The organism is Humiphilus diazotrophicus, from assembly GCF_059726315.1.
Map to the genome: position 1 here is coordinate 4,680,742 of NZ_AP040870.1, position 18,397 is coordinate 4,699,138.

An 18,397-nucleotide genomic window follows, 5' to 3' on the forward strand; every position below is an offset into this window, starting at 1 on the left:
CGGGATGTAAGAGGTGAGCCAGGTTGCATTATTTAGGAATATGCAGCCTGGCCTCTAGATGTGCACGTGCTCTAGTGGCTAGCGGCCAGAAGCTGCTTTGCCTCTCCATTTAGGATGGTCGCGACTACCGACCCCTTGCTGTCGAGGACGGTAATATCGGCGCGTCGTCCAGCTGCAAGAACTCCGATTTCCCCTTCCAATCCCGTCATCCGAGCAGGATTTCGTCCTGCCAGTGCCGCAACTTGTCCCAGAGGTGCACCCGTAAACTTGGCAAAGTTGCGTACCGCGAGGTCCAAAGTCAGAACGCTTCCCGCCAGGACTCCGCCGCTGGTGGCTCTGCCATTTGCCACTTCGACAGGAAAACCTCCCAGCATATAGTTGCCTTCAGGCATTCCGGTTGCACTCATGGCATCTGTGACCAGGATGGCGCGCTCCGGTCCCTTCGCCTTCCAGAACAGCTTTACGAGAGAGGGATCCACATGGATTCCGTCGCAGATAATCTCTGCATAAACAGAGTCTTCGGTGAGTGCCGTCCCCAGGATTCCGGGATTGCGATGGTCCAGTGGCTTCATCGCGTTGAACGTGTGGGTGAAGTTGGCTGCTCCTGCGGCCACTCCGGCCTTTGCTATTGCCGTATCGGCATTGCTATGTCCGAGACTGATGCGGACTCCAAGTGACGTCGCATAGGCGATAAACTCTTCTGCACCTTCCAGTTCCGGAGCCACGGTTACCAGCCGAATACGGCCTTCCGAGGCTTGCCACATGCGATCGAACACCTTCACCGTAGGGGCTAACAGGTGTTCCGGGGGATGGACGCCACGTTTTGCATGAGACAGGAACGGGCCTTCCAGGTGAATTCCCAAAGGACGCGCTCCAGTCGTTTTTCCAGCAGCGATGAGCTTTGAGATTCCTTCCAGTGAGCGGAGGATCATGTCCATCGGTGCTGTTACGGTCGTTGGGAAAAATGCGCCCACACCGCGTGTGACCAGAAAATCGCTCACAGCATTAAGGCTGTCTTGCGTGGCTTCCATGACATCATGTCCGGCGGCGCCATGAATGTGAATATCGAAGAACGAAGGAGCCAGCGTAGCGTCGGGATAGTCGTAGCGTTGAGCGCGTGCAGGAATCTCAACTGTTTCGCGGGTTCCGATGGCAGTGATGTGTCCATCTTCGATAAGAATGACCGGATTAGGGAGGAGCCCCCCTTCCGGAGCGATAAGAAGGCTTGCGGTCACAACTGTGTGCATAACAAGAAATTATCTCTCCTCAGACGGCTCCTGGTCTTTGGAAAAGGCATCTTCTTCTCGTACAAATAGAAAGATGGCCATGAAAAACGGAAATACGCCTTCCTCTGAGCGTCGTATTGGGATGCATTTGTCGACTTCGGGTGGGGTATTCACTGCTGCCGAGCGCGCGCATGAGATTGGGGCAAATACCTGCCAGATCTTCTCCTCTAGTCCCAGAATGTGGAGACCGACCAGGATCTCTTCCGACCATTGTCAGCGGATGCAGCTCTTGCGTGATCAATACAATGTCTTTCCCTTGGTGATTCACACCAGCTACCTGGTGAATCTGTGTAGCCAATCGGAAGAAGTTCGCGAGAAATCCGTTGTGGCCTTTCGGGGAGAAGTTGAGCGGGCCTTGGAGCTTGGAGCTGAGTATCTGGTTCTGCATCCCGGTTCCTGGCGGGGTCTGACGAGGGAGGAAGGCCTGCGTTTTGCTGCCGAGTCGATTGAGCGCTCGCTTGAGGGACTTCCATGGCAGAGCTGCGATTTTCATATTCTGATCGAAAATACGGCAGGGGCGGAGTTCTCCCTTGGTGGTTCTCTGGATCAGGTAGCGGAATTGATCATGCGTCTGCGCGCTTGTGCTCCGGTGGCGGTCTGTCTGGATACCTGTCACACCCATGTTGCCGGCTACGATTTGGTCTCCGGGGAAGGGTATGAAAACCTTGTAGAGCAGGTTGACGCCACCGTTGGACTGGAATCGGTTCGGGTCTGGCATTGCAACGATGCCAAAGCCGCGCGGGGTTCGAAACTGGATAGGCACGAGCACATCGGCAAGGGAACCATTGGACTCGAGCCCTTTCGGCGCTTGCTGAATGACAGTCGCTGGCAGCATTGCGCGTTTATTGGTGAAACTCCCGTCGATGAATCAGGAGACGACCGGCGCAATCTGGATACGCTGAAAAATCTGGTGAATTCCTAAACAGCAAGCCGGGATCAGCTTGCAATTTCTCCAGTGCAGGGGCAAACTGCACTCGAGCTACGTTTGGGAAGCAGAAATCTCTGATTCCCAGTAGCCCACTCTCCGGAGCAACAGCTATGACAATTGCCAGATTGGTAGGGGTCTTAGTTTTTGGACTTGCTTTCCTAATCATTGTCAATGTGACAGATGCGCAGATTGTGGGCGGCACTTTAGGCGTTTTTGTCGATGGCATTCCCGCGGGAGAGCCGACCCCCGGGCTTCCATGTACCGCTGAATACAAAACAACTTTCGTCCGTACTCTGGCGAATGGAACAACTATTAATCAGACGTTTACTACTGTCATGACGCAAGATTCAGAGGGAAGAATCCGACAGGAACAGAGTCTGGGGTCTGTAGGCGACGACAGGAAGATGGTGCATATCTCCGATCCCGTGTCGCGTACAACGATGAACTGGACAACTGGAAGCCAGGAAGTCTGGCTCGCACATATGCCTGCAATGGTGCAGCATTCTGCTATTCGGATGCAGGACCCCGCCGCTCATCAGCCTACGTCCGGTTCTTCTTCCCGGGGTGTTGCGGGATTTGTCACAACTGCTCCGTCTTCTGTGACTAAAAGCTTGGGATCGCCGAGTGCCACGCAGATAAAAGGTGAAAATCTAGGGACCAAAACCATAAACGGTGTAGTCGCAGAGGGAACACGTACGACGACTACGATTCCGGCTGGCGCCGTCGGAAATGATCGGCCATTGGTCACCATCAGAGAATTCTGGAGATCTGTCGATTTGAATATTTCAGTTCTTGAGATCACCGACAATCCCTTATACGGTGTTACGACTAAGGAACTTGTCAAACTGGACCGAAGTGAACCAGACCCCTCGCTTTTCCGCTCTCCGACGGGTTATACCGTGAAGGAGCGAGACCAATAGCTCAAGTGAGTTCCGGCCCGGTTACACTAGAAGGGTCATGGCTCAAGGTCAATCGAACAGTGAGATCGGACAGCAGCCCACCAATGGGCCTGCATCCGCTAACGAGATCCGCTATAACCCCCAGGAGATAGAACCGCGCTGGCACGAGCAGTGGGCGAAAAATCCTGCTCTTTATGCCGCCGAACCGCCGTCCAGCGGCAAGCCCAAGTACTATGTGCTGGAAATGTTGCCGTATCCTTCCGGCAAGCTGCACATGGGACACGTCCGCAACTACTCCATTGGGGATGCTCTGGCCCGCTATATGTGGATGCAGGGCTATAACGTGCTCCATCCGATGGGCTGGGATGCCTTTGGGCTTCCTGCGGAGAACGCGGCGCTCAAGAACAACACCCCTCCCCGGGAGTGGACCCTTTCGAATATTGCCGCCATGCGCCTCCAAATGCAGCGGCTGGGATTGAGCTACGACTGGCAGACCGAGGTCACGACCTGTTTGCCGGAGTACTACCGCTGGAATCAGTGGTTCTTCCTCCGGATGTATGAGCGCGGGCTGGCCTATCGCAAGAAGAGCAAGGTGAACTGGTGCCCTCAGTGCGCTACCGTTTTGGCCAACGAGCAGGTAGTCAATGGCTGCTGCTGGCGCCACGAAGATACCTTGGTCGAGCAGCGCGATCTGGAGCAGTGGTTCTTCAGAATCACCAATTATGCTCAGGAATTGCTGGACGATCTGTCGAAGTTGGACGGCTGGCCGGAAAAGGTCCGGACCATGCAGCGGAATTGGATCGGCCGTAGCGAAGGAACTCTTGTCGATTTCACCTTGGATCTATCCGACGAAGGTTCGGGAAAAGGCAATGGGAAGGCTGTTCTTTCTGCTACGGAGAACTGGCAGAAGGCAGAACGCGGCGCCAAAATTACGGTCTTTACCACGCGTGTGGATACCATCTTTGGCGCAAGCAGTGTTCAGTTGGCTCCCGAGCATCCCTTGGTTGCCGAGTTCACGGCAACAGACGAGAATCTGCGGGCTGAAGTTGATGCTCTCAAAGAACAGCAGAAGAAGGCCCGTGAAAGCGGCGATGTCGGCTCGATTGATAAGCACGGCGTTTTTACCGGCCACTATGCCGTGAATCCTTACAACGGCGAGCGTGTGCCGATCTGGGTGGCGAACTACATCCTGCTTGACTACGGTACAGGCGCCATCATGAGCGTTCCTGCACACGATGAGCGTGACTATGAATTCGCCAAGAAGTACGGTTTGGAGATCCGGATTGTGATTCTTCCCCGCCGTACGGGTGAGACTCAGGAAAATGGCAAAGAGGAGCCTCTCCTTCCGTTTACAACTGAGGACAGCTTGTTGATCAATTCCGGCGAGTTCAATTCCCTGGGTTGTCAGGAAGCACAGAAGAAGATGGCTGCCTATGCCGAAGAACATGGATTTGGCAAGGCGACGGTTACCTTCCGCCTTAAGGATTGGGGCGTTAGCCGCCAGCGCTATTGGGGAACGCCGATCCCGATGATCTATTGCGAGAAGGATGGCATTGTGCCGGTACCGGATGATCAATTGCCGGTCCTCCTCCCAGAGAAGATCGAGATTACTCAGCAGGGCGGTTCTCCGTTGAGTCGCGTACCTCAGTTTCTGAATACCACCTGTCCGAAATGCGGCGGACCGGCACGGCGTGAAACCGATACGATGGACACCTTTGTCGATTCGTCCTGGTACTTCTATCGGTATACGAACTCCAAGAATTCCACTGTCCCGTTCGATTCTTCACTTGCCAATTATTGGTTCCCGATTGATCAGTACATCGGTGGTGTCGAGCATGCCATTCTGCACTTGATCTATTCGCGCTTCTGGACCAAGGTGATGCGGGATTTGGGGCTGATTAAGAATGACGAGCCGGCAGGAAGACTCTTTACTCAAGGCATGGTCATCAAGAACGGCGCTAAAATGTCCAAGTCCAAGGGCAATGTGGTTTCGCCCGATGACATGATTGCCCGTTACGGAGCAGATGCTACCCGCATGTACGCCCTCTTTGCGGCGCCTCCGGACCGGGATTTGGATTGGCAGGAAGATGGAGTGGCCGGAGTCAGCCGCTTCCTCGGCCGTGTCTATCGCCTGGTGATGAAGTATGCCGATCTTGTGCCAGCCGGGAAGAAGGCTGCTTCGGCAGACCTTGGTCCGGATGCGCAGAAGTTGGTACGGAAACTGCATCAGACCATAGCCAAGATTACGCAGGATTTTGCAGGTCGTTGGCATTTCAACACCTGTATTGCCGCAATTATGGAGCTAGTGAACGAGTTGACTGCTGCCGAGGCGAAAATTGCTTCGGGAGAGGTTCCTGCTCAGATCATCGCGGAGATTCTGCGCTCCCTTATCTTGCTTCTGGCGCCGTTTGCTCCCTATCTGTCTGCTGAGTTGTGGCAACAGATTGGAGAATCGGGAGAGATCCTGCGGATGCCGTGGCCTAAATACGATGAGGCTCTGGCCAAGGAAGACGAAATCGAAGTACCTGTTCAGATCAACGGCAAACTTCGTTCTGTCATTCGTGTAGCCGCCGGATCGGATGCCAAGGTCTTGCAAGCAGCAGCTTTGGCCGATGAGAAGATTCAAGCCCTCATTGCAGGGAAGAATGTTGTCAAGGTCATCGTTGTTCCAGGCAAGTTGGTCAATATTGTGGTGAAGTAGCCGATGGCCGTCCGCGGGACGCAGTCGCTGGTTCATCAATTACATGCGTGCTGGAGGAAGCCATCTCTGCTGGCCATTGAGCTGGTCTGGAGATGGCTCTTCGGCATTCCTGCCCTGTGGCTTCTTTGTGTACAGGGCAAACAGATTTGGATGACGGCCCCTTTGCGGGAAACCGGCATCTACGAATTCTCGCTTCAGGATCCATGGCAGGCGGCGATCCTTGCTGGAAATGCCGCCTCTGTTCTTTTTCCACCCGTAATTCACACTGCCTTGTGGATGGTTCCTCTTCTGGGTATCGCCTGGGCCGTGATTTCAGGTATTGGTAGAAACCTGGTCCTTCGCAGATATGAGCCGTCTTTGCCTTTTCGGCCTGTTGCCTTAACTGTTCTTCAGATACTGAAGCTGGGTTTTCTGCTAGGAAGTTTTGCTCTGTGGTTTGCCTCTATACAGTGGGCAGCTGCACGCACGCTTTCAACCCAGGAGACACCGAATTTAGTGGGCTATTTGGCGTGGGTCATCTTTTTCTCTTTGGGTCTTTTCACCGTCTGGTCCCTGATTAGCTGGATAGTCACTTTTGCACCACTTTTGGTGCTAACAGAGCGACGTGGAGTAGTGTCGAGCCTGGTGCAGAGCTTCCGCTTGGGGCGTGGACTCACAGGGAAGCTGGCTGAAGTCAATCTGGTGATGGGTATCGTAAAGCTGGGTCTGATTGTGCTGGCAATGGTTTTTTCTGCTACTCCGGTGCCATTCAGCGCCCAGATGACCGGGAATGAGCTTTATTACTGGTGGGCATTTGTAACCGTTCTTTATTTTGCTGCCAACGATTTTTTCCAAGTCGCACGGGCGGTAAGTTTCCTGGAATTCTGGCGGGTCTACCGCGGACAGAGCCCGGAATTGACTGCTCCACAAGAGAGCACGATCAGCTAACGCTCTCTTTACAGGGGCGTTTCCTTCGCTTCACTTGTTATCCTTGAATTGTGGACACATCCTCAATTGTCATCCTTGATTTTGGCTCGCAATACACGCAGCTGATAGCGCGGCGAATTCGCGAGCAGAACGTCTTTTCTGTGGTGCTGCCCTGTATGGCTTCTCTCGATGAGATTCAGGCACAAAAGCCAATGGGCATCATCCTTTCTGGAGGACCCTCCTCTGTTTACGACTCGGATGCGCCGGCTGCCGATCCTCGGATCTTAGATATCGGACTTCCGATTCTCGGTATTTGTTATGGATTGCAGTTCATCACCTATCATCTGGGCGGCAAGGTGCGTTCTGCGGACAAGCGTGAATACGGGCATGCCGACGTCAATGTAATTGCCGATACGCCACTCTTTGAAGGGCTGCCAAAGACCTTTTCTGTGTGGATGTCGCATGGTGACGAGGCTCTGGAGTTACCGGCAGGATTTTCTCTGACAGCCAAGACTTCAAATGCTCTGGCTGGAATTGCCAATCCCGAGCGCCGGATCTGGGCTGTTCAGTTCCACCCCGAGGTTCACCACACCAAGTTCGGTTCTGAGCTTTTGGCCAATTTTGTCTTCAAGATCTGCGGCGCCAAGGCAGATTGGACATCGGAGCACTTTATTCAGTCGACGGTGAAGTCCATCAAGGAGAAGGTTGGCAAGGATCATGTGATCTGCGCTCTCTCCGGTGGGGTGGATTCTTCGGTAGCTGCGGTGCTGGTACATCGGGCTATCGGTGATCAGCTGACCTGTGTCTTTGTCGATAATGGCGTTCTCCGCAAGAACGAATTCTTCAAGGTGCAGCAGAACCTTCGCGACAAACTGGGGCTGAATCTAGTTGCAGTCGATGCGAGTACGCGCTTCCTGTCGAAGCTGGCCGGAGTCAGCGATCCTGAGACGAAGCGTAAGGCCATCGGACGTGAGTTCATTGAGGTCTTCGACGAAGAAGCACAGCGGATTACCAAGATCAGTGGTGGAGTGGAATGGCTGGTGCAGGGAACACTCTATCCGGATGTGATTGAATCGTCCTCCGTGAAGGGACCCTCGCAGACAATCAAGAGTCACCACAACGTCGGCGGATTGCCGGATGTGATGAAGTTGAAGCTGATTGAACCACTACGCGACCTGTTCAAGGACGAAGTTCGAAGGATCGGCCGTGAACTGGGCATGCCGGAAGATATCCTGCAGCGTCAGCCTTTTCCTGGTCCTGGATTGGCGGTTCGCATCCTTGGCGAGATCACGGCGGAACGCGTAGCTCTCTTGCAGGAAGCCGATGAAATTGTCGTAAACGAAATCAGGAATGCCGGACTCTATCAAAAGATTTGGCAATCCTTTGCCGTGTTGCTCCCTGTGAAGAGCGTTGGTGTTATGGGCGACCAGAGAACTTATGCCTACACCTGCGCAATTCGTGCCGTGCATTCGGAAGACGGAATGACCGCCGACTGGGTTGAGCTACCGTACGATGTTTTGAAGCGGATCTCCAGCCGAATCGTTAACGAGGTGCGGGGGATTAATCGAGTCGTTTACGATATCACCTCCAAACCACCGGGCACGATTGAGTGGGAGTAATTCAATAGCCACTGATTGAGATACGAATACAACTCAATCAGTGGTTGCATCGTGATTTTGATAATCTGTTGTGCGTTGGAAGATAGCGTGAGTCGGAATTGATAGAGAAGATATCGTTTCGCGATTATGTATCCAGCGATCGTGAGTCCTGCCTCGCTGTATTTGATAGCAATGTCCCTAAATTCTTTGCAGCGGAAGAACGTCCGGAATTCGATTCCTTCCTGGATGCACTCCCCGGTCCATATCTCGTGATGCTTGAGGATGACACTGTCATCGGCTGCGGGGGCTGGGCAAAACATCGGACTGAACCTAACTACGCAGTGCTTTGCTGGGGAATGATCGATGCCCGACGGCATCTTTTCGGGCTCGGAAGGCGTTTGATGGAAGCTCGGCTATCTCAGATCAGAGCCTTCCCCGAAATATTGGGAGTGCTCCTTAATACAAGTCAGCATAGTGCCGGGTTCTTCACTCGCTTTGGTTTTCAAACCCGCAAGATTGTCTCCGATGGACATGCGCCAGGTATCGATTTGTATGAAATGCTTCTTCCTGTAACGCCCATCCACTGAGAAGCGAAAAAGCATTTCGCGGCGGCTACGAAGTCTAGGCCCTGTCCCTAGCTCAGTGGTCCGCCCTTTCGAAAGCTCAGGATCAGATCTACGATATGGGTTTCTTCATTGACTCGTTGCGTGTAGTTTGCTGAGTATCCGTCCAGAGTGTGAAGCATTGCTGCATTCTTCTTAAGAAACAGAACCGGGTAGCTGGCATCATAGGCTGCTCCGGGAGCCAGCTTCCACGCCTTCAGTACTTCGGCGTGCTGGGCCTCGTTCAGGTTTTCGAATTTCACTGTTCCGAAGTGATAGACATCGCCGGGAATTACGTTGATCACATAATCGACAGTGTGTTGTTCCGGATGCCTGGTTGGAACAGCGGATACTTTTGCCCGCAGATATCCCTGAATTTGATAAGGTCTGCCTGCAATTGCGATGGTCTGCTTTAGCTTTTCTTCGTTGGCGACATCTCCCGGATGCAAACGGGCGTATTTCAGGAAGTCATCCTGCGACATTAAGACTCCGCCTGCCAACTTTAAAGAACCGATTTGATATTGGGAGCCTTCGATAACTGTTATGCGAATTGGGACATGTACTTCCCCGTTTTCGAAGCTAGCTTCCCGTGAAGTCTCGGTGGTAACAGTGGCATCCAGAAAACCCTGATTGCGATAGTGTGTGCGAAGAGCTGCTTCCACTTCTTTGGCAGTCTGTCCTTCGAAATATCGTTCACCGATGAAAGAGTGCGTCAGTGCTTCGACCGTTGCTGATTCCTGAGAACTGACTCCCTGGACAGCGACGTTGCTCAAAGCCACTTTGGGCAATTCGATACTGAAGCCCATAGCAATGGGCTTATTACTCGGATCGTTTACTAGCAATCCGTGGATATTGGCATCGATGTGCTTTTCTTCGGCAAGGATCGAAGTCAGGGCAGCGGAGACTTGGTCCTTCACTTTGCTTACAGGTGGAAGCTGGCCATGAAAAAGCGGCACGCGAGCATGGACCTGTTCGTTCAGTGTCTTTTCATCCCACCAGGGAAAGTTTTGGTAATGTACCGGCAGAAACCCTTCTGCCGGGCTGAGTCCAATATTGAGCGTCTGATTCTTGAATTCAAAAGAGACGGAGGAAAACATTCCTGTGTCGCTCAATTGCTGCGCGGCTGATTGAACCTGCTGTTGCGTGAGAGCAGATCCCTCTTTGAGACCACTTGCTGCTAATAAGTCGGCTTTCGTGGCTTGCTCATATCCCGTGAAGACGATGTTCTTCGCCGTGAATTGTTGAGCATAGGCAGAACTGACAAGTACAAGGCAAATAAGAGCAAAGGAGTGAAGTCTCATTCCTCTGAAAGATAGCAGAGATGATTATTTCGTCGAAGAAATTATGAAGACTCTGGAGGAGGCACTAGGAGATTTCCGTAGTGCCTCCTGACTGCCTTGTTAGAAGAACTAGGCAACGAGTTCGAGTTTGGGATGCCAGGGATGAGCAGCTTTAAGAGCCTCGTTGACGTTTTCAATGTTCTCTACGCCTGTAGTTCTCAGCCAGTTTTCGAAAGCCTTCGCCCCTTGCTTTGCATAGATGGTGATGCCATCTTTCCAGGTCGCACGCCCGCAGAGCACACCGTTGAAGGTTGTGCCACTTTCCGCAGCTAATTCGAGGGTTTCAATGAATACCGGATTGCTCACGCCCGCCGAAAGATAAATGAATGGCTTGTGTGTGACGGAAGCGGCATCGCGGAAATGCTGGAGAGCTTCTGCACGGCTGTAGGCTGCTTCTCCTTTAAATGCCTTGGTGTCCTGAACAAATTCCATCTGGATCGGGACTTCGACCTTCAGCACGTCAACGTTGTATCGTTCTTTGCCAAATTCAGACATCGAACCAGAGACGACCATCGGCTTCTTCAGGGCATAAGCGAGACTCTTCTCGTCTCCGCCTTGAGCGTCATAGCCCACCAGCTCAAGGAAGAAGGGAATGTCGTGGGCGAGGCATTCATCGCCAATACGTTCAACCCATGCGTGCTTGTGATCGTTCACGTGCGACTTCTCGTCCGGAGCGTAATAGAGCAGGATTTTGATGGCATCTGCACCGGCTTCCTTTAAGCGGCGAACAGACCACAAATCGAGCAAGTCGGGAAGTCTGCCAGGAGTGGCTGCATCATAGCCCGTTTTTTCGTAGGCGAGCAGTAGTCCCTTGCCGTTGCGCTTCTTGGCCGCAGGTAAACCGAATTCGGGATCAAGCAGAATGGCAGAAGCATGTTGGGTGAGCACCTCTGAGACAAGCTCCTTAAATTCCACGAGAGCAGAGTCGGGGAGGTCTGCCACACCCTTTTCTTTTGCAATATATTTCTTCAGGGAACCACGCTGATCCATTGCTGCGGCTGCAATTACCCCGCGTGAATTAGAGACAGCCCGTAGCCCAGCAAGTTTCCCGGCGGTCAGCTTCGACATGATTGCGCTCCTGGTGTGATTTGCGTCACAATTTAGTTGTCGTCGAAGCTGAGTATAAGGCATGCGTTCAGATATGTGTCGGCGAACACATCTTTTTCACGCTGCGAGACCTAGCTTGGAGGCAGACAAAATATCTCTCACATTGTGAAGGAGACGGTTACATGCCCCTCGTATCCCTACGTCAGGTATTGGACGAAGCGTCCAAGGGCGGCTATGGTGTTGGCGCATTCAACGTCAACAATATGGAACAGATTCAGGCCATCATGGAGGCGGCTCGCGAGACCAAGTCGCCCGTTGTGATCCAGGCCAGCCGCGGTGCTCGTGCATATTCCCAGGACCAGTATCTTTATCATCTGATGCTCGCAGCTGCTGAGCTCTATCCTGAAATTCCGTTGGTCATGCACTTGGATCATGGCAACAGCTTTGAGACATGCAAGTCCGCAGTTGAATTGGGCTTTACCAGCGTCATGATGGACGGATCGCTGAAGCCCGATGGCAAAACTCCTTCGACCTTTGACGAGAACGTGGAAGTAACCCGTCGCGTGGTGGAACTGGCTCACGAGAAGGGTGTATCGGTAGAAGGTGAAATCGGCGTTCTGGGCGGAATTGAAGACGGCCACGGTGCTGGCGGATCTGGTTTGGAGCACGTTACCGATCCTGATCAGGCAGTCGAGTTTGCCGAGCGCACGGGTGTCGATGCTCTGGCTCTTGCCATTGGAACCAGCCACGGTGCTTACAAGTTCAGCAAGAAGCCCGATGGCTCCGTTCTGAAGATGGACCTGCTCATCAAGATCCATAAGCTATTGCCCAAGACTCACTTGGTCATGCACGGATCTTCGAGCGTTCCGAAGGATCTTCAGGACATCGTCAACCAGTACGGCGGAAAGCTGAAGCCGACCTGGGGTGTTCCGGTTGAAGAGATCCAGCTCGGAATTAAGAATGGCGTTCGCAAGATCAATGTGGATACAGACAATCGTCTGGCCATCACTGGCGCAATCCGCAAGGTCTTTGTCGAGACTCCTGAGAAGTTCGATCCTCGCGACTACATGAAGCCGGCTCGCGAAGCTATGCAGAAGGTTGTTGCTCAGCGCATGAGAGAGTTCGGTCAGGCTGGTCATGCGGGTGATTACAAACCGGTTGCGATTAGCGAAATTGCTAAGCAGTACGCTTCAGAACTCGCGGCGAAGTAGTCCTTTTTACGAAAAGGGAGTAGGCCACGGCTTCTCTATGGCCTGAATCTCTTGCACTATTTCTGTGGCGTTTTCTCCTAAGGAAATGCCACAGAAATAGCTAAAGAGATTTATTGGGTCCTGGAAGGTCATTAACTACAGTGAGGGGCACCGTAATCCGGTCTGCCCCCTTTTTGCTGTATGGAGATGTGTCTACAGGGCTCCGGCTAAAATCGCCCGTTGTGCCTTGAAGAGTTCCGCTATACCGGATTCGGCATAGTCCATCATCTCCAGCATCCGCGAGCGAGGGAAGGCCTGACGCTCGGCGGTAGCTTGTATTTCTACCAGCCCGCCATCCTCTGTCATGACGACATTCATATCGACTTCCGCCTGGGAGTCTTCTTCGTAAGCCAGGTCCAGGAGAACTGTATTTTCAATAATTCCCACACTTGTAGCGGCTACCAGCTGCCGCAGAGGAGATTTCTGTAGCGTTCCAGCTTTCACCAAGGCATTGAGTGCTAGTGCCAGAGCAGCACAGGCGCCTGTAATAGCAGCAGTGCGGGTTCCGCCATCGGCCTGTAGAACATCGCAATCCAGAATGATCGTGCGCTCTCCAAGGGCTGCCAGGTCGACAACTGCACGCAGGGAACGACCGATTAACCGCTGAATTTCGTGGGTACGGCCACTGACCTTTCCGCGCTCACTTTCGCGTGGAGTGCGGGTCAGCGTGGCCCGGGGAAGCATTCCGTATTCGGCTGTAACCCATCCTCGATTGCTGTTACGAAGCCAACTGGGCACTCCCGGCTCTACGGTGGCGTTACAGAGTACGCGCGTCGCTCCCAACTCGATCAGGACGGAACCTTCTGCCGTCTGTACGAAATGCGGAGTCAATCGTAGAGGACGTAGCTGGCGTGGCGAACGGCCACCAGCGCGGAAAAAAGCAGCGGAAGAACTTTCTGACATGGGTTTCATTCTAGAACCTGTAAACCCATCGGGTTCGATACCGGAGTCGCAAACTCTTCCCAATAGCGGATATTGGACACAGAGAAAAATCCACAGCCTCAACGGTTCTGTGGAAAAGCTGTTTATATCTTTACCTTCGTTTCACGTCGAAGGGGACACGCCTTTTTGTCCTGAATTGACGCATGTCCGGGCGACATCGCAGGTTGTCGGAGATGTCCTGTTTCCGTCCGGTTTTCCACCGTTATGGTTTTCGCAAATCACTAGTAACTTTGGAGTTGTCTGCCCCTGAGGGCGAGCCATCTCAGGAATTCCTGAATCGGGAAGCCATTTCCGGGAATGTTCTGGAATGACAATCGGCAGCATTGGCTTTATTTTCAGCCATTTAAGTTTAAAAAGGTTGCTTCGGAGTTCCGAAATGGAACGAATGTTTAGCTCTCACTGGCCGATTGTGAAACGGCTCTAATTTTACATGTCTATTGTTATCTGCTACTTACGTCCTTCGTTCCGGTTTGGCACGAAACGTGTATCAGAGAGGGACAGTTACTACGAATGGGAAGCAACCTTTCCCGGAGGAAGAATGGAGCCAATTCAGGAAAGAGCAAGCAAGGAAGCGTTAATGTTTGCTACTGATCTGCGGAAGCCCGAGATGCTCCCGACTTTGCGAGTCGGAGCCGACGATTTGGCTGGCATCGCTCACGATGCTTGCAACATGCTGACCGCCTTGGGGCTCTACTGCGAGCTTCTGGATGAGCCCGGTGTATTACAACCGACTCACCGCCATTATGTCGAGGAGCTCCGGATGGTCGCCGCCTCCGGCAGGAAGCTGGTGGAAAAGCTCACCGGACTTCGTGCTCAGGAATTTGGCATACCCAGCGAAGTAAATTTGTCGAGAGGCAGCTCGATTCTCGCTCCCGATGCTATTCAAGACCTGGCTGCTGAGCTGGACTCGAATCGGAGTCTGCTGACGGCTTTGGCCGGGGCATCGACTGCATTGGAGATATTTTCGAATGACTGTCATGTTCCGGTGGCTCTAGCTTCTGAAGACCTTACGAGGATTCTGGTGAATCTGGTCAAGAACGCATGTGAAGCGATGCCAGCCGGAGGAAATATTCAGATTTCGTTGGAAGCAGTTTCGTCGTTCTCTGACACAGCAACAACAGTTCTCCCTTATAGTGTGCTACTTACAGTAACCGATACGGGAGAGGGGATTCCCGAAGCAGACCTGAATACAATTTTTGAGTCAGGATATACAACCAAAGTTGAATTGCGGCAGGGGGGCGACCAGTGGCTTAATCCTCACAGAGGTTTGGGCCTGGCTATCGTTCGCAGCCTAGTTGAAGACGCTGGAGGAACGGTGAACGTGGAAAGCTCCATTGGCCAAGGAACAAGATTCTTCCTAGAACTGCCGACAGTTGCGCAGTGAAGAACACCAGAAAAATTCTCACCACTCACAGAAAGGAAGGCGCGTAAAATGCTCGCAACTGTCCCAACAGATTTCGGCATGCATACATTCCCCCAACCGGTTGAAACCGCCGGGCGCATGCATCTTCTAGTCGTAGACGAGGATGCTGCCGTACGCTCGGCCTGCTGTGATATCGCCGCAAGTTTAGGCTTCGCAGTAGAGAGTGTAGATAAATTAGCTGCAGCACGTACTTACCTGCGCGGCAATAGCATCGACGTTCTGCTCGTTGATTTGAAGGCTCCACTGCCCCAAGGGTTGGAGCTTGTTGAAGAAGTTAAGACCATGCATCCGGATACGGCGGTCATCGTGATGACAGCTTCGGCCTCCGTAACCTCAGCAGTTGAAACAATGCGTGGCGGAGCGACCGATTATCTCTCCAAGCCCTTCGCTATGGATGAGTTGATGGCCGTTTTGGATCGCACACGCGAGCGGCGTACATTAGACTCAAACAGCCGCAAGCTGCGCGAGAGACTTCGCATGAACCAGGGCCTTGGTAACTTGGTCGGACGCAGTCCGGAGATGGAAAAGCTCTATCGCATCCTGTCCAAGGTTGCGCAGAGCACACACCCAGTCTTGATCCTGGGCGAGAGCGGAACAGGAAAAGAGCTGGTCGCCCGCTCGATTCACGCCAATGGTCCAAATGCACAGAAGCCATTTATTCCAGTCGACTGCGGCTCTCTCGTTCCGACACTAATTGAGAGTGAGCTCTTCGGACACGTCAAGGGTGCCTTTACCGGAGCGAATCGTTCGAAGGATGGCCTGTTGGCCTCAGCCGAGGGTGGCACGGTATTCCTCGATGAGATCGGAGAGTTACCACTCGATCTGCAGGCAAAACTGTTGCGTGCTCTGCAGGAGAAGGAAATCCGTCCGGTCGGCGCAAATCATCGTATTCCTATCAATGTTCGTATCCTGGCGGCAACCAATCGCGATCTTGCCTCCATGGTTGAGAAAGGAACCTTCCGCAAAGACCTCTTCTATCGCTTGAACGTGGTCAACCTGCGCATTCCTTCTCTCCGTGATCGCAAGCAGGATATTCCTCTACTGGCTTCTCACTTCCTGGAACGCATGTCGAAGGATCATGGCGTGAAGTACACGCTTAGCGACAATGCTCTGCGTACCATGATGGAGTATGACTGGCCAGGTAATGTGCGCGAGCTTGAGAACTCAATTGAGCGCGCATGTGCTCTCTCCTCAGGTCCAATCCTGCATCTTGGCGATATGCCAACGCAGTTGCAGGAATACCGCATCCAGAGCCGTCGGGCTCAGTCGGAAGAAAATGCTGCTTCCTCTGAGTCTGAGGTTGCAGGACCTGCCATCACCCCGTTGGCCGAGTTGGAAAAGCAGGCAATTCTATCAACAATCCGTCAGTTGAATGGTGACAAGTTGTTGGCTGCCCGCCTGCTTGGTATCGGAAAGACCACCCTCTATCGGAAGCTGAAGGAATACGGTATCAGCGACTCCATAGCGGACTAAATTTAACTGCTTTCGTTCTCCAAAGAAACCCGCGTCAGGTTTCAACGCCTGACCTATGCCAAAACGATCCTGTGAGAGGAATGGGAAAGAAGATTATGAGCGGAAATGTTTTGATGATTACCGGAATCGAAGGCGCTGAGAATTGCGCAAACGCGATGACCAAACAACTGGGACTAGCGGTTGAAGTGGCTGAAAATCGTAAAGCCGCAATTGCTGTTCTTCGCCGTAAAGAGTATTCAGTGGTTGTTGTGGACGATACTTTGGCAGAATGCGACCCCGCAGGAGCTGAGCTGATCTGGAAGCAATCAGGTCTGGCAATTCCTCTGCAGGTGAATTTTGCCCTGGCCGGTGCTGCCCGTTTAGTAAGAGAGATCAAGGCCGCAATCAGCCGTCGAGAGCTGGAACAGAGATTGGCTCGTCGTGCGGCGACCGTAACCATAGAGAACGAACTGAAGTCGACAGTTGCAGGTTTGCTGCTTCAGTCACAGCTTGCTTTAGCTGAGTCCAAAGTTGCTCCTCAAATTGCCGACAAGTTGAAGCTGGTTGTTGAGCTGGCCGGCAGCCTCCGTCAACAGTTGGCCGAAGGAATTCAGGCGAACTAAGCTAAGCAGCTTAAAAGCCGGAACAGCGAAAACGGTCAGCTAAGAACCGTCGGCTGGAATTCGGTCAGAACTTCCAACCTTCTCAAGGAAACCAACAGGATTGGTGCTTGCTCTTCAGAGGAACTTTCCCATTCTCTGGAGAGCGAGAGCACGAAGGTTCAGGCCGTCAAATAACTTTTGGCCACCCGGTGGCTTTGCCCCTTCCCATATCTGCCATTTAGAGATTAGAGCACCTGTTGTACTCGTTATGTTATGGTTACATCCGAGTTCAGGAGGCAGCATTGCGCTCGTCAATTGCACGAATGACAACGTTATCTGTTGGGATGGCGTTGTTCCTATATTTCTCTCCCTCAGTAAGTAAATCTCAACAAACAGTCTCTGGAGCTCAATCCCCGGGAACGCATACGACTGAATTGGTTCCCGGATTGGAAGCAGTATCTATTCGTCCAGATAATTCGTCCGGCGGTCCTAGCTATGGATTTATGGGGAGTCATTTTAGTGCGGAACGGGTCCTATTACGTCAGCTAATCGCTTCTGCATACAATCTCGACCATGATTATCAGGTGAAAGGCCTGCCCAAATGGGCTGAATCCGCAACATATAGCATTCACGCCACACTGGATGAGCCTGGCATGGTGATGACCAAAACAGCTCCGAGAAAGATATATCTTGCACTGCAGCCAATGCTAAAGGAGCGTTTTCATCTGGAATTTCATGAAGAAATGCGGACGCTTCCCTCTTATACGTTAGTTGTTTCAGCTAAGGGCTCAAAGCTAAAGCAGCCTACTGCTGACGATTATAAGGATTACACTATCGGGGATCTCACTGCTGGTCCGGGATCGATTTCATCGACAGCAGATGGGAAAATGATTGGGCATGCTGTGCCTATGTCGCTGATTACCAGAGTTATCGCCGAATATCTAGACCGCCCGGTTGAAGACAAAACGGGCTTAACCGGCGACTATACCTTTACCATGCAACTTCCGAAACGGAGTGGAGGCCAGATCGAGAAAGCCGGAGGTGCCGCATCGATAGAAAATGTCGATTTTGCCGGGCAAACTCTTGAGTCATCACTTGCAGATCTTGGCCTGGAAATCAAACCAACCAAAACAGCTCAGAGAATACTGGTAATCGACAAAGTGGAGCCACCTACTCCCAACTAAGGCATTTTCGCGCACGTATATACTCGCCCAGGATGGGGAATGCAGTTTCCTTTAGCGGAAAGTGGCCAACGCTTTGTGCTTCGTGTTACATCTGGGCGCAAGAGGCTCTAGAGCGAAGTGACACGGTTTCTCGCTGACCGATTCCTATCTGACAGGGCTTTGGCTGCCCGCTTTATCAACCGCCCGGACCTTAGAGCAAAACCAGCGTTATTGTGTTCTGTCCGAATACGGTGTGGT

The 18,397-nt window shown here is 52.6% G+C and carries 15 protein-coding genes; 11 read left to right on the plus strand and 4 right to left on the minus strand.

The window, feature by feature from the left end:
* Positions 1-71 precede the first annotated feature (71 nt).
* Complete coding sequence (gene nagA, locus AC6I7T_RS19685; RefSeq protein WP_497789229.1) at positions 72-1,247, minus strand: N-acetylglucosamine-6-phosphate deacetylase; 1,176 nt, start codon at positions 1,245-1,247, stop codon at positions 72-74.
* Between the two features lie 79 nt (positions 1,248-1,326).
* Between nagA and AC6I7T_RS19690 the strand changes: the two genes are divergently transcribed.
* From AC6I7T_RS19690 to AC6I7T_RS19715, 6 genes are all read left to right on the plus strand, one after another.
* On the plus strand, positions 1,327-2,208 hold the full coding sequence (locus AC6I7T_RS19690) for a deoxyribonuclease IV (RefSeq protein ID WP_497789231.1): 882 nt from the start codon (positions 1,327-1,329) through the stop codon (positions 2,206-2,208).
* A gap of 116 nt (positions 2,209-2,324) precedes the next feature.
* Positions 2,325-3,134, plus strand: a complete 810-nt coding sequence (locus tag AC6I7T_RS19695; protein WP_497789233.1) for a hypothetical protein — start codon at positions 2,325-2,327, stop codon at positions 3,132-3,134.
* 37 nt (positions 3,135-3,171) lie between these two features.
* A complete protein-coding gene (gene leuS / locus AC6I7T_RS19700; protein WP_497789234.1) occupies positions 3,172-5,814 on the plus strand; it encodes a leucine--tRNA ligase in 2,643 nt (880 codons plus the stop codon).
* Between the two features lie 3 nt (positions 5,815-5,817).
* Positions 5,818-6,741: a hypothetical protein gene (locus AC6I7T_RS19705; protein ID WP_497789236.1), complete on the plus strand. Its 924-nt coding sequence runs from the start codon at positions 5,818-5,820 to the stop codon at positions 6,739-6,741.
* Between the two features lie 50 nt (positions 6,742-6,791).
* Entirely contained in the window at positions 6,792-8,339 is a 1,548-nt protein-coding gene (gene guaA / locus AC6I7T_RS19710) for a glutamine-hydrolyzing GMP synthase (RefSeq protein WP_497789237.1), read from the plus strand.
* 98 nt (positions 8,340-8,437) lie between these two features.
* Positions 8,438-8,905, plus strand: coding sequence for a GNAT family N-acetyltransferase (locus AC6I7T_RS19715; RefSeq protein ID WP_497789239.1), 468 nt, complete (start codon positions 8,438-8,440; stop codon positions 8,903-8,905).
* Positions 8,906-8,952: 47 nt separating this feature from the next.
* Here AC6I7T_RS19715 and AC6I7T_RS19720 read toward each other — a convergent pair whose 3' ends face one another.
* Positions 8,953-10,221 carry a POTRA domain-containing protein gene (locus AC6I7T_RS19720; protein ID WP_497789240.1) on the minus strand — a complete coding sequence of 423 codons (1,269 nt, stop codon included), beginning with the start codon at positions 10,219-10,221 and terminating at the stop codon, positions 8,953-8,955.
* A gap of 108 nt (positions 10,222-10,329) precedes the next feature.
* A complete protein-coding gene (locus tag AC6I7T_RS19725; RefSeq protein WP_497789242.1) occupies positions 10,330-11,328 on the minus strand; it encodes a tagatose 1,6-diphosphate aldolase in 999 nt (332 codons plus the stop codon).
* Between the two features lie 161 nt (positions 11,329-11,489).
* Between AC6I7T_RS19725 and AC6I7T_RS19730 the strand changes: the two genes are divergently transcribed.
* A complete protein-coding gene (locus AC6I7T_RS19730; RefSeq protein WP_497789243.1) occupies positions 11,490-12,518 on the plus strand; it encodes a ketose-bisphosphate aldolase in 1,029 nt (342 codons plus the stop codon).
* 192 nt (positions 12,519-12,710) lie between these two features.
* Here AC6I7T_RS19730 and rph read toward each other — a convergent pair whose 3' ends face one another.
* Complete coding sequence (rph, locus tag AC6I7T_RS19735; protein WP_497789245.1) at positions 12,711-13,460, minus strand: ribonuclease PH; 750 nt, start codon at positions 13,458-13,460, stop codon at positions 12,711-12,713.
* A gap of 577 nt (positions 13,461-14,037) precedes the next feature.
* On the opposite strand from rph, the gene AC6I7T_RS19740 reads away from it, so the two are divergent.
* The 4 genes from AC6I7T_RS19740 (at position 14,038) to AC6I7T_RS19755 (ending at position 18,160) form a co-directional block, all read left to right on the plus strand.
* On the plus strand, positions 14,038-14,883 hold the full coding sequence (locus AC6I7T_RS19740; protein ID WP_497789246.1) for a sensor histidine kinase: 846 nt from the start codon (positions 14,038-14,040) through the stop codon (positions 14,881-14,883).
* 48 nt (positions 14,884-14,931) lie between these two features.
* Entirely contained in the window at positions 14,932-16,395 is a 1,464-nt protein-coding gene (locus tag AC6I7T_RS19745) for a sigma-54-dependent transcriptional regulator (RefSeq protein WP_497789247.1), read from the plus strand.
* Positions 16,396-16,475: 80 nt separating this feature from the next.
* Complete coding sequence (locus tag AC6I7T_RS19750; protein WP_497789249.1) at positions 16,476-16,997, plus strand: hypothetical protein; 522 nt, start codon at positions 16,476-16,478, stop codon at positions 16,995-16,997.
* A gap of 281 nt (positions 16,998-17,278) precedes the next feature.
* The gene (locus AC6I7T_RS19755) at positions 17,279-18,160 is read left to right on the plus strand and encodes a TIGR03435 family protein (protein WP_497789250.1); all 882 of its coding nucleotides are present in this window, start codon (positions 17,279-17,281) and stop codon (positions 18,158-18,160) included.
* Positions 18,161-18,397: the final 237 nt, after the last annotated feature.

Bases quoted from the DNA above. Each gene is read 5' to 3' on its own strand.
- AC6I7T_RS19705 (WP_497789236.1), top strand. From the start codon at position 5,818: ATGGCCGTCCGCGGGACGCAGTCGCTGGTTCATCAATTACATGCGTGC.
- leuS (WP_497789234.1), top strand. From the start codon at position 3,172: ATGGCTCAAGGTCAATCGAACAGTGAGATCGGACAGCAGCCCACCAAT.
- AC6I7T_RS19745 (WP_497789247.1), top strand. From the start codon at position 14,932: ATGCTCGCAACTGTCCCAACAGATTTCGGCATGCATACATTCCCCCAA.
- AC6I7T_RS19730 (WP_497789243.1), top strand. From the start codon at position 11,490: ATGCCCCTCGTATCCCTACGTCAGGTATTGGACGAAGCGTCCAAGGGC.
- AC6I7T_RS19695 (WP_497789233.1), top strand. From the start codon at position 2,325: ATGACAATTGCCAGATTGGTAGGGGTCTTAGTTTTTGGACTTGCTTTC.
- rph (WP_497789245.1), bottom strand. From the start codon at position 13,460: ATGTCAGAAAGTTCTTCCGCTGCTTTTTTCCGCGCTGGTGGCCGTTCG.
- AC6I7T_RS19725 (WP_497789242.1), bottom strand. From the start codon at position 11,328: ATGTCGAAGCTGACCGCCGGGAAACTTGCTGGGCTACGGGCTGTCTCT.
- AC6I7T_RS19750 (WP_497789249.1), top strand. From the start codon at position 16,476: ATGGGAAAGAAGATTATGAGCGGAAATGTTTTGATGATTACCGGAATC.
- nagA (WP_497789229.1), bottom strand. From the start codon at position 1,247: ATGCACACAGTTGTGACCGCAAGCCTTCTTATCGCTCCGGAAGGGGGG.
- AC6I7T_RS19740 (WP_497789246.1), top strand. From the start codon at position 14,038: ATGGAGCCAATTCAGGAAAGAGCAAGCAAGGAAGCGTTAATGTTTGCT.
- AC6I7T_RS19720 (WP_497789240.1), bottom strand. From the start codon at position 10,221: ATGAGACTTCACTCCTTTGCTCTTATTTGCCTTGTACTTGTCAGTTCT.
- AC6I7T_RS19690 (WP_497789231.1), top strand. From the start codon at position 1,327: ATGAAAAACGGAAATACGCCTTCCTCTGAGCGTCGTATTGGGATGCAT.